Source organism: Pseudomonas sp. SJZ080, assembly GCF_007828295.1.
In the GTDB taxonomy this organism is placed as follows: Bacteria; Pseudomonadota; Gammaproteobacteria; order Pseudomonadales; family Pseudomonadaceae; genus Aquipseudomonas; species Aquipseudomonas migulae_A.
In genome coordinates this window covers 21,734-32,056 of record NZ_VIUK01000014.1, presented here as the reverse complement: position 1 = coordinate 32,056, position 10,323 = coordinate 21,734, and the positions used below count along the sequence as shown (strand labels likewise).

The 10,323-nt window shown below is 61.1% G+C and carries 13 protein-coding genes; 11 read left to right on the top strand and 2 right to left on the bottom strand.

All coding sequences use genetic code 11. The annotated features are described in order from the left end of the window. The first annotated feature begins 168 nt into the window (after window positions 1-168). The 3 genes from FBY04_RS18760 to FBY04_RS18750 all read left to right on the top strand — a co-directional run bounded on the left by FBY04_RS18760 (window position 169) and on the right by FBY04_RS18750 (window position 1,429). Window positions 169-654 (top strand): DMT family transporter, encoded by a 486-nt coding sequence (locus FBY04_RS18760; protein WP_145316162.1) that lies wholly within the window; start codon window positions 169-171, stop codon window positions 652-654. Beyond that, window positions 654-1,109 (top strand): DMT family transporter, encoded by a 456-nt coding sequence (locus tag FBY04_RS18755; RefSeq protein WP_174602688.1) that lies wholly within the window; start codon window positions 654-656, stop codon window positions 1,107-1,109. Before FBY04_RS18760 ends, FBY04_RS18755 begins: the two co-directional genes overlap by 1 nt. 155 nt (window positions 1,110-1,264) lie before the next feature. After that, window positions 1,265-1,429 (top strand): metallothionein, encoded by a 165-nt coding sequence (locus tag FBY04_RS18750; RefSeq protein WP_084323222.1) that lies wholly within the window; start codon window positions 1,265-1,267, stop codon window positions 1,427-1,429. Window positions 1,430-1,585: 156 nt separating this feature from the next. Here FBY04_RS18750 and FBY04_RS18745 read toward each other — a convergent pair whose 3' ends face one another. Continuing rightward, window positions 1,586-1,813: a DUF6555 family protein gene (locus tag FBY04_RS18745; protein ID WP_059405408.1), complete on the bottom strand. Its 228-nt coding sequence runs from the start codon at window positions 1,811-1,813 to the stop codon at window positions 1,586-1,588. 146 nt (window positions 1,814-1,959) lie between these two features. Between FBY04_RS18745 and FBY04_RS18740 the strand changes: the two genes are divergently transcribed. The 5 genes from FBY04_RS18740 to mnmH all read left to right on the top strand — a co-directional run bounded on the left by FBY04_RS18740 (window position 1,960) and on the right by mnmH (window position 6,335). Further along, complete coding sequence (locus tag FBY04_RS18740) at window positions 1,960-2,730, top strand: helix-turn-helix transcriptional regulator (RefSeq protein WP_145316160.1); 771 nt, start codon at window positions 1,960-1,962, stop codon at window positions 2,728-2,730. 126 nt (window positions 2,731-2,856) lie between these two features. Beyond that, window positions 2,857-3,030 (top strand): DUF1427 family protein, encoded by a 174-nt coding sequence (locus FBY04_RS18735; RefSeq protein WP_008035179.1) that lies wholly within the window; start codon window positions 2,857-2,859, stop codon window positions 3,028-3,030. A 29-nt stretch (window positions 3,031-3,059) separates the two neighbouring features. Then, a complete protein-coding gene (locus tag FBY04_RS18730) occupies window positions 3,060-4,016 on the top strand; it encodes a zinc-binding alcohol dehydrogenase family protein (protein ID WP_084323219.1) in 957 nt (318 codons plus the stop codon). A gap of 181 nt (window positions 4,017-4,197) precedes the next feature. Beyond that, the gene (gene selD / locus FBY04_RS18725; RefSeq protein ID WP_084323218.1) at window positions 4,198-5,232 is read left to right on the top strand and encodes a selenide, water dikinase SelD; all 1,035 of its coding nucleotides are present in this window, start codon (window positions 4,198-4,200) and stop codon (window positions 5,230-5,232) included. Continuing rightward, entirely contained in the window at window positions 5,232-6,335 is a 1,104-nt protein-coding gene (gene mnmH / locus FBY04_RS18720; RefSeq protein WP_084323217.1) for a tRNA 2-selenouridine(34) synthase MnmH, read from the top strand. Before selD ends, mnmH begins: the two co-directional genes overlap by 1 nt. 149 nt (window positions 6,336-6,484) lie before the next feature. Here the strand turns inward: mnmH and FBY04_RS18715 are convergent, their stop codons facing one another. Then, complete coding sequence (locus FBY04_RS18715; RefSeq protein WP_084323216.1) at window positions 6,485-7,159, bottom strand: histidine phosphatase family protein; 675 nt, start codon at window positions 7,157-7,159, stop codon at window positions 6,485-6,487. 367 nt (window positions 7,160-7,526) lie between these two features. Here FBY04_RS18715 and FBY04_RS18710 point away from each other — a divergent pair, with 367 nt between their 5' ends. The 3 genes from FBY04_RS18710 to hemB all read left to right on the top strand — a co-directional run bounded on the left by FBY04_RS18710 (window position 7,527) and on the right by hemB (window position 10,310). After that, window positions 7,527-8,225 (top strand): glutathione S-transferase family protein, encoded by a 699-nt coding sequence (locus FBY04_RS18710; protein ID WP_084323215.1) that lies wholly within the window; start codon window positions 7,527-7,529, stop codon window positions 8,223-8,225. Between the two features lie 32 nt (window positions 8,226-8,257). Next, window positions 8,258-9,100 carry a PhzF family phenazine biosynthesis protein gene (locus FBY04_RS18705; RefSeq protein ID WP_145316158.1) on the top strand — a complete coding sequence of 281 codons (843 nt, stop codon included), beginning with the start codon at window positions 8,258-8,260 and terminating at the stop codon, window positions 9,098-9,100. Window positions 9,101-9,335: 235 nt separating this feature from the next. Then, window positions 9,336-10,310: a porphobilinogen synthase gene (hemB, locus tag FBY04_RS18695; protein ID WP_145316156.1), complete on the top strand. Its 975-nt coding sequence runs from the start codon at window positions 9,336-9,338 to the stop codon at window positions 10,308-10,310. The last annotated feature ends 13 nt before the right edge of the window (window positions 10,311-10,323 follow it).

Genomic DNA, 10,323 nt, shown 5'->3' with positions numbered 1-10,323 from the left:
TCCTCAAAAACCAAAACCACACACCCCCCCCCCCCACCCCCTCCACCCGGGGGGGGGGGGGCCTGCCCCCCCCCCGCCCCCCCCCACCCCCCCCCCCCCCCCCCCCCCCCCCCCCCCCCCGGCTCCTACAAGGGATCGCGCATTGATTCGTTAACACAGGTGTTCCTTATGCAATCTTCTTCAATCGATATAGCTGCGGCTCCCGCGAGCAAACCCGGGCTGCGACTCTTGCTCTTGCCGCTGGTCATCCTCGCCGGCATGGGCCTGTCCGTGGAGGCCGGTCTGCTCGGCCCCCTCGGCGTCCAGGTCGGGCACTTGTGGGCGACGCTGAGCATCTTCGGTGTGGGCTCGGCGATTCTGTTCCTGCTGCTGTTGTTCAGCGGTCCGCAACGGGGGCCGGCCTTGAACACGTTGCCGCGCTGGCAGTTGATCGGCGGTTTTCTCGGGCCGATGTACGTGGTGGTGCTGACCCTGGCCACGCCGCACATCGGCATTGCGATGACGATGATCGCAATCCTGTCCGGGCAGGTCGGTAAAAGCGTACTGATTGACCATTTCGGCTGGTTCGGCGCCACCCGCAAAAAGGTCAACGGTGAACGGTGGCTGGCCTTGCTGCTGATTGTCGCGGCACTTGTTCTGATTGCTCGGGGTTGATGATGAATCTGATTATTTTGTTGGCGGTGGTGGTGGTCGCCGGTGCGGTGTTGAGTGTGCAGGCGGCGATCAACGGACGTCTGGGCGAAACGGTCGGCGTGCTGCGCAGCAGTTTGCTGACGTTCGTGGTTGGCGCGGTGAGCACCGGCTTGCTGATCCTGTTTTTCGAACCGGCCCACGCCGTGAGTCTGCTGGACGTGCCGAAATGGCAACTCAGCGGCGCATTATTCGGCGTGGTGTACATGATGGTCATGGTGGGTGCGGTGCCGCGGGTCGGCACGGCGGTCGCGACGGTAGCAGTGATCGTCGGGCAACTGGGCATGGGGATGCTGATCGATAACTTCGGCTGGCTGGGCAACCCGGCGATCGAGTTGTCCGGCAGCCGGGTATTGGCGATGGTGTTGCTCGGGTTGGCGTTGGTGTTCATGTATCGCAGCAGTACGCGGCAGGCCTGACACCATTTTTTTACCGTAGGAGCTGCCGGAGGCTGCGATCTTTTGATCTTGCTTTTGAAACGAAAAATCAAAGATCGCAGCCTGCGGCAGCTCCTACACTGATGATACGGTGCGCATCCGTCGCGCCTGACGACCACAACAATGGAGTCAGACTTATGATCGACAGTGAAAGTAAATGCGACTGCCCGAAATGCTCGTGCAAACTGGGTCAGCATCCGATCGCCCGCCACGGCAAACACTACTGCTGCGAAGCGTGCGCCAAGCATCACGAACACGGTGAAGAATGCGCAAGCAAAGGGTGCAAGTGCGCCCATGGCTGACGGCAGGAGCGAGTTTGTCTCCGGGCGGCATTCCGACGATGGACTTTAACGATAACGCGTGTTTTCTGATTAAGCGCGCCGCTCGTTAGTCCATCGCGAGCGAGCTCGCTTCTACAGATAATGCACAGCTATCCCTGCTGATCTTTCTCCCCTCGGTCAGTTCGCTGGCCGCCACGTGACGTTTTCCACGCCAAATTTCTCTGCCATCGGTTTACTGGTCTTCTGCACCTTTTCCCGCCCAAATCGCGGGATTCGACCCACGCCGGCGTCACAGCTCGCCCAGTGCCAGGCCTCCGCATTATCCATCTTGTCCAGGCGGATAATGAAAGACTTGGGGGCGCCATGAAGGGTGTATTCAATGACGAAAAGTTTTGCGTTGTTCATAAAGCCCGTATTCCTCCCTGTGGTAATAAAGGGATCGTCGGGGTTGCGGAAAATTCAGTTGGATTGTCAGACGGCGGCCGCCAGTGGCGACAAAACGTGCGGCTGGTTACCATGCATTCTCTGAAAATCCCCAATGATTGCTGCCCATGGCCCTTGCTGCGCCCCCCGACCTGAGTGACACCGATGTGCCCGTGCAACCGCTGGCGCGCACCTACCCGCGCGGGTTGTATATCGAGCCTCACGAGCATGTGTGGGGCCAGTTGCTGTATGCGATGAGCGGGGTGATGTGGGTCGAGACGCCTCATGAAGCGCTGGTGGTGCCGCCGCAACGGGCGGTGTGGCTGCCGCCGGGCGTGCCTCACGGCATTCGCGTGGTCTCGGACCTGCAGATGCGCAACATCTACCTGAGGCCCTCGTTGGCAGCGACGCTGGACGCCACGGTTCAGGTGATTGAAGTGGGCGGGTTGCTGCGTGAGCTGATCATCGGCCTGGTGGAGCAGGGTGACGACGGCGCGCCGGAGTATTACGACGCGCTGGTCGGGCTGGCGCTGCTGGAGCTCAAACGTGCCCGACGCTCGCTGCTGAAAATCCCCTTGCCGGACGATTCCGACCGGCGCCTGATGAACCTGTGTCAGGCGGTCATGGCTGCGCCGTCGCTGGACATTCCCTTCGAACAACACGCCGAAAACGCCGGGGCCAGCGTGCGTACTCTGGCGCGGCTGTTCAAGGACGGTTTGGGCATGGGCTTCGCCGAGTGGCGACGGCAAGTGCAACTGGCGACGGCGGCGGCCGAGTTGATTCAGGGCGTGGCCGTCAGCACGATTGCCCGGGAACTGGGCTATTCGCCGAGCAGCTTCAGCGACATGTTCCGTCGGGAACTGGGTGTTGCGCCGTCGCTGTTCTGCACGACCTTGTAGGAGCGAGCAAGCTCGCTCCTACAAGGTCTTCAGGTGGTTTGGCCGAAATTCAGAAGCACTTGGCCGATGCTCGCCATTGCCGGTCATTAGACTTTGGGCATCCCTCAATTGCCCACGGAGTCTGCCATGAGCTACCTCATCTCGCTGGTCATCGGTCTGGGCGTCGGTTTGCTCTACGGCGCACTGGATTTTCGTTCCCCCGCACCCCCCGCCATCGCGCTGGTGGGCCTGCTGGGCATGCTCGCCGGTGAAAAATTGTGGCCGATGGGCCGACAACTGGTCACTGGCTGGATCTCCTGAATCTCTTCCCTTGTTCGATGGACACTCCCATGAAAGCATTGCAGTTCGATAAAACCGGCGACCTCTCGGCCCTGCGCTATGTCGAAGTGCCGACTCCCGTTCCCGGCGCCGATGAAGTGCTGGTACAGATCAAGGCCGCCGGCCTCAACCCCAGCGATGTGAAGAACGTGCTGGGGCGATTTCCCTACACCACGTTGCCGCGGATTCCCGGTCGTGATTTCGCTGGTGTCGTGGTTGAAGGCCCGCAGGCATTGATCGGTCAGGAGGTCTGGGGCACTGGCCGGGAACTGGGTTTTTTCGCCGACGGCTCCCATGCGCAATTCGTGAAATTGCCGGCCAACGGAGTGGCACTCAAGCCGACCCACTTGAGCTTCGCGCAGGCCGCCAGCCTCGGCGTGCCTTACACCACGGCGTGGGACGCCCTGGAGCGCAGCCTGGTGACGGCGCAGACACGGTTGCTGGTGATCGGCGGCGGCGCGGTCGGCAGTGCGGCGCTGGCGCTGGCCAAGGTGCGTGGCGCCCAGGTGCTGGCGGCGGCGCGGCGGCCGGAGCAGGTGAAGGACTTGCAGGCTCAGGGCTATCAGACGCTGCAACTGGATAAACCCGAGGATTTAGGCGCGCAGGTGAACGCGGTCTATGCCGGCGGCGCAGACGTGATTTTCGACACCACCGGGTTCTGGCTGCCGGCCTCGGTCGCCGCGTTGGCAGCGTTCGGCCGCATCGCGATCATCGCCGCGCCGGTGGATGGTCTGGTGCAATTGCCCGCCTTGGCGTTGTATCGCAAGGGCGGTTCGGTGGTGGGGATCAACTCGCTGTTGTACGGGGTACAGGCGTGCGCGGCGATGCTCGATCAGTTCGGCCGGTTTTTCGATCAGGATTTGTTGCCGCTGCCGCAAGGGTTGCTTGAATCGCCGTTGGCCGAAGGGCTGGAGCGCTATGCCGAGGTGAATCAGGGCAGTGGCGACAAGGTGATTTTGTTGCCCTAACCCGATCAATGTGGGAGCGGGCTTGCTCGCGAAAGCGGTGTTCCAGTCGACATCTCCGTTGCCTGACACACCGCTTTCGCGAGCAAGCCCGCTCCCACATTAGCTCTGCGTTATGCCCGACTCAGCGCATTTTGTGCAGTCGCTGTAGACTCATCCGCACCGACTTCACAAGGTGCACTCCATGAGCGAGCCGATCCGTCTAACTCAGTACAGCCACGGCGCAGGCTGTGGCTGCAAGATTTCCCCTCAGGTGCTGGAAGTGATTCTGGCCGGCAGCGGGGCGCAGAACCTTGACCCCAGGCTCTGGGTCGGCAATGCCTCGCGCGATGACGCGGCGGTATATGCCATCGATGAAGAACGCGGCGTGGTCTCGACCACCGATTTCTTTATGCCGATCGTCGATGACCCGTTCGATTTCGGCCGCATCGCCGCCACCAATGCCATCAGCGACATCTACGCCATGGGCGGCGATCCGTTGATGGCCATCGCGATTCTCGGCTGGCCGGTGAATGTGCTGGCGCCAGAGATTGCCCGGGAAGTGATTCGCGGCGGACGTTCGGTATGCGATGAAGCCGGTATCCCGTTGGCGGGCGGGCACTCCATCGATGCGCCGGAGCCGATCTTCGGCCTGGCCGTCACCGGGCTGGTGGAAAAACGCCACATGAAGCGCAACGACACGGCCACCGCCGGTTGCCTGCTTTACCTCACAAAACCCTTGGGCATCGGCATCCTCACCACGGCCGAGAAGAAGGGCAAGTTGCGCCACGCCGACATCGGCCTGGCCCGCGACTGGATGTGCACCCTGAACAAACCCGGCAGCCGTTTCGGCAAGCTCGACGGCGTGACCGCAATGACCGATGTCACCGGTTTCGGCCTGCTCGGGCACCTGGTGGAAATGGCCGATGGCAGCAATGTAACAGCGCGTATCGAATACGACCGCGTGCCGCGTCTGCCGGGCGTCGAGTATTACCTCGACCAGGGCTGTGTGCCGGGCGGGACGCTGCGCAATTTCGACAGCTACGCCAGCAAACTCGGGCGCCTGCAGGAGATGCACAAACGCGTGCTGTGCGATCCGCAAACCAGTGGTGGTCTGCTGGTGGCGGTCACTCCCGAGGGCAACGAACAATTTCTCAGCGTCGCTGCCGAACTGGGCCTGACACTTGAGCCGATCGGTGAGCTGGTCGAGCGACAGACGAACGCGGTCGAGGTGTTCTGATGTCCAGCGACTTCTCCGATTACCGCGATATTTTCCTCAATGACCGGCCGATGATGGATGTCCGCGCGCCGGTCGAATTCATCAAGGGTTCCTTCCCCGGCGTGATCAATCTGCCGCTGATGAACGACAGCGAGCGGCAACGGGTCGGCACCTGCTACAAACAACACGGGCAGCAGGCGGCCATTACGTTGGGGCATCAGCTGGTGTCTGGCGAGATCAAGGCTGGGCGTGTTCAAGCCTGGGCCGATTTTGCCCGGGCTCATCCCGAGGGGCTTTTGTATTGTTTTCGCGGTGGCTTGCGTTCGCAGATCGTCCAGCAATGGCTCAAGGACGAGGCGGGTATCGATTATCCGCGGGTCGGTGGCGGCTACAAGGCCATGCGTGGCTTCCTGTTGGGAACGATAGATCAGGCGGTGGCTCAATGTGATTTCGTCCTGCTGGGCGGCATGACCGGCACCGGCAAGACCGAAGTGCTCACGCAGCTGAGCAACGGCCTGGACCTTGAAGGCCACGCTAACCATCGCGGCTCCAGTTTCGGCAAGCGCGCTACGGGCCAGCCGTCCAACATCGATTTTGAAAACCGCCTGGCCGTGGACGTGCTGAAGAAGCGCAGTCGCGGTATCGAGCAGTTTGTGCTGGAAGACGAAAGCCGCGCGATCGGCAGTTGCGCGCTGCCGTTGCCGCTGTATCAGGGCATGCAGCAATTTCCGATGGTCTGGCTCGAAGACAGCCTTGAAGGACGGGTCGAACGGATCCTGCGTGATTACGTGGTGAACTTGTCTGCCGAGTTCATCGACGTGCATGGCGATGAAGGTTTCGGGCTGTTTTCCGAGCGCTTGCTGGCGAGCCTGAACAACGTTCAGAAGCGACTGGGCGGTGAGCGTCATCGGCGGATGTTGATCCTGATGGAGGATGCGCTGGCGGAGCAGGCGCGCAGCGGGGCGGTGGATTTGCACCGGGGCTGGATTGAGGGGTTGCTGCGTGAGTATTACGACCCGATGTATGTGTTTCAGCGGGAGAAGAAGGGCGCGCGGATCGAGTTTGCCGGGGAGCGGGGGGCGGTTATCGAATACCTGCAAGACCGTGACAGTCTGCGAGGGTGATGGTGTATCTGCGGGCCCCATCGCGGGCAAGCCCGCTCCCACAGTGATTGGTGGTGAAACGCAGATTTGTGTTCGACACTGCCTCCTGTGGGAGCGGGCTTGCTCGCGATAGGGCCCAGACAGCCGCTACAAGATTTCAACCATCACCCTCAAGTCGGACAGGTTTCCCGACCGTTATCCAGCCCTTGCTTGTAACTGTGGCTCTGCAGACTGGCCTTGCCGTTGTGCCAGGTCAGCGTGAGCACAAACAGCGAGTCGTAGTCGCTGGACTCCCAGTCTTCAGTGATCTTCTGTTTCTTGCCGATGGCTTCGCCAGCAACTTTGTTGATCAGTTCGGGCAGGTAGCCATGGGACCAGGCGGTGTAGATCACCGCGTTGTGATACTTGTCGTGGAGCAGCTCATCGGCCAGGTCGCTGGTGTCGTTGGCCGAAAAGTTAATGTTCACCGGCAAACCGAGCTTGATCGCGCTGGGGCTGATGGTCATCAGGGGGCGAATGTAACTGTAGGAATTGTCCAGTTCGCCTTCCTCGACATTGCGCGTCGGGTTGGCCGCAAACACATAATTGGCCTTGCCGAACTTTTCCGGGAGCAGGGTCGCCAGATCGATGGCGCGGTTCAGGCCCTGGCAGTTGAGCTGGCCGAGGCCGCCGGCAGGTTTCTCGGCGTGGCGCAGGAACACCAGGGTCTGGGTGCCGTCCACCGGTTGGGCGCGACTTTCGCTCGATTCCAGCGACAGAAAGAGCGCACTGGCCGCCAACAGTGAGGGCAGCACGACATACGCGCGATGCTTGAAGCGTTGGAGGAATTTCAAAGGGTTCATCATGGAATTAGGGAGTCTTCAGCGCATTCGGTTAAGGCTGACAAACCTTTACACCCCGCGCTCCCAGCGTCGGGTGTTTTCCATGTCGTTAAGCCGGTCCGTTTCCGAAAGGGCAACACTCAGAGTCCACTGAAGCCCGTTTGGTTCGATTCCGGCGGAGCAGGCAGCCATCCACCGACAACCTTGAACGGGTTGAAGCAAAGATTACCGGCGAGATGTTGCGGATTTATGGACACGGTACACGGGATGGCCCCGGGGAAGGCTGCAATACATTGATCTTGCTAATCATCAATATCGATACGCCGGACATCGCACCCTCGGGCTGCTCACACTATGATCGTCTCTCTCAATCTCTTCGTGGATCCTTCCCATGACCGATCTGTCTGCGTTCCCCATTACCCAAAAATGGCCGGCTCAATACCCCGAGTGGATTCAGCTCTACTCCTTGCCGACCCCCAATGGCGTCAAGGTGTCGATCATGCTCGAAGAGATCGGGCTGCCCTATGAACCTCATCGTGTGGGTTTCGATACCAACGATCAGCTGTCTCCCGAGTTTCTTTCGCTGAACCCCAACAACAAGATCCCGGCCATCCTCGACCCCCATGGTCCGGATGACAAGCCGCTGCCGTTGTTCGAGTCCGGGGCGATTCTGATCTACCTCGCGGACAAGAGCGGGCAGTTGCTGGCCCAGGAATCGGCGGCACGTTACGAGACGATCCAGTGGCTGATGTTCCAGATGGGCGGGATCGGACCCATGTTCGGCCAGCTCGGTTTTTTCAACAAATTCGCCGGCAAGGATTACGAAGACAAACGTCCTCGGGATCGCTACGTCGAGGAAAGCCGACGGCTGTTGAAAGTGCTCGATGGACGCCTGCAAGGGCGCGACTGGATCATGGGCGAACGCTACACCATCGCCGACATCGCAACGTTCCCGTGGGTGCGCAACCTGATCGGTTTCTATGAGGCGGGCGACCTGGTGGGCATCAAGAATTTCCCTAACGTGACACGGGTGCTGGAGCGCTTCCTCGCGCGGCCGGCGGTGATGCGCGGGCTGGAAATTCCCAAATAGGACGTTTCGATTTCTCAGGACCAGGGCAGGCCATGCATTCATTCGATTTCAAGCAAGTAGATGTCTTCAGCCGCGTCGCGCTCAAGGGCAATCCATTGGCCGTGGTGTTCGGCGCGGACGAGCTCAGCGATGAGCGCATGGCGGCGTTCGCCGCGTGGACCAACCTCAGTGAAACCACGTTCATCCTTGAGCCGCGGGACCCCCGGGCCGATTACCGGGTCAGGATTTTCACCACCCTGAACGAATTGCCGTTCGCCGGTCACCCGACGCTGGGCACTTGTCATGCCTGGCTCGAAGCCGGCGGCGTACCCAAGGGTGAGGAGATCATTCAGGAATGCGGCGTCGGCCTGGTACGGGTGCGTCGACAAGGTGCGCAGCTGGCTTTTCTCGCACCGCCACTGCTCAGGACCGGGCCGGTTGAGGCAGATTTGATGGAGCGTGTCCGGCGCGGGCTCAGGCTGGAACCGGGCGCCATTGTGCGGGCGCAGTGGGTTGATAACGGCGCGGGCTGGCTGGCGGTGATGGTCGAGGATCGCCAGCAGGTACTGGATCTGCAACCGGATCACGCACACATGCTGGGCCTCGCGGTCGGCGTGATCGCGCCGTGGCATGCGGAGCGCGACGGCGATGATGCACAGTTCGAAGTGCGCGCATTCATCTCTGGCGACGGCATGCCGGAAGACCCCGCCACCGGCAGCCTGAATGCCGGGATTGCCCAGTGGTTGCTTGGCGAGGGGCTGGCGCCGGCGTCCTACGTGGTCAGCCAGGGCCTGACGATGGGACGCGCGGGGCGTATTCAGGTCGAAAAGATCGGCGACGAAATCTGGATTGGCGGTTCTGTAGTGACCTGTATCTGCGGAACCCTGAAGATCTAAACCTGTGGGAGCGGGCTTGCTCGCGAAGGCGGTGAGTCAAACAATAGAGATGTTGACTGATACACCGTCTTCGCGAGCAAGCCCGCTCCCACAGGGTTCTGTGCCAAGTGCAGAGAATTGTTGCCGAAGCGGTAACGGTTTTTCCTCTTCCACGGTTTGTAACTGACAGCGCACAGGGCATAAGCTTTCGCCCCCTTACGACTTTCGTCTCGTCCTCCGATTTCAGGAACCCCCCATGTCCAGTCAGTTCCCCGAAGCACGTCCACGCCGTCTGCGCCGCAATGCGAGCCTGCGCAGCCTGTTCCAGGAAACCGAGTTCACCCTGAACGACCTGGTGCTGCCGATTTTCGTCGAGGAAGAAATCGACGACTTTGTGCCGATCAAGAGCATGCCCGGCGTGATGCGTATACCGGAATCGAAACTGGCCGGCGAGATCGAGCGTTATGCCCGGGCCGGGATCAAGTCGGTGATGACCTTCGGTGTGTCGCATCACCTGGACAGCAACGGCAGCGACACCTGGAACGACAACGGCCTGGTCTCGCGCATGTCGCGCATCGCCAAAGACGCAGTGCCCGAAATGATCGTGATGTCCGACACCTGCTTCTGTGAATACACCAGCCACGGTCACTGCGGCGTGCTGCACAACCACGAAGTCGACAACGATCAGACCCTGATCAACCTCGGCAAGCAAGCCGTCGCGGCAGCCCGTGCCGGTGTTGATGTGATTGCGCCGTCGGCGGCCATGGACGGGCAGGTCCAGGCGATTCGCCGGGCGCTGGATGACGCCGGATTCACCCAGACCGCGATCATGGCCTACTCGACCAAATTTGCCTCGGCGCTCTACGGCCCGTTCCGTGAAGCCGGCGGCAGCGCGCTCAAGGGCGACCGCAAAAGCTATCAGATGAACCCGATGAACCGCCGCGAAGCGGTGCGTGAATCGCTGATGGACGAACAGGAAGGCGCCGACGCGCTGATGGTCAAACCGGCCGGCGCGTACCTGGACATCATCCGCGACATCCGCGAAGTCTCGCGCCTGCCGCTGTCGGCCTATCAGGTGAGTGGCGAGTACGCGATGATCAAGTTCGGCGCACAGGCCGGGGCGATCGATGAAGACCGCGTGGTACGCGAGAGCCTTGGGGCGATCAAGCGGGCGGGGGCGGATTTGATCTTTACCTACTTCGCGATGGACCTGGCCTTGGCCGGGATCTGAAAAATACACAAAA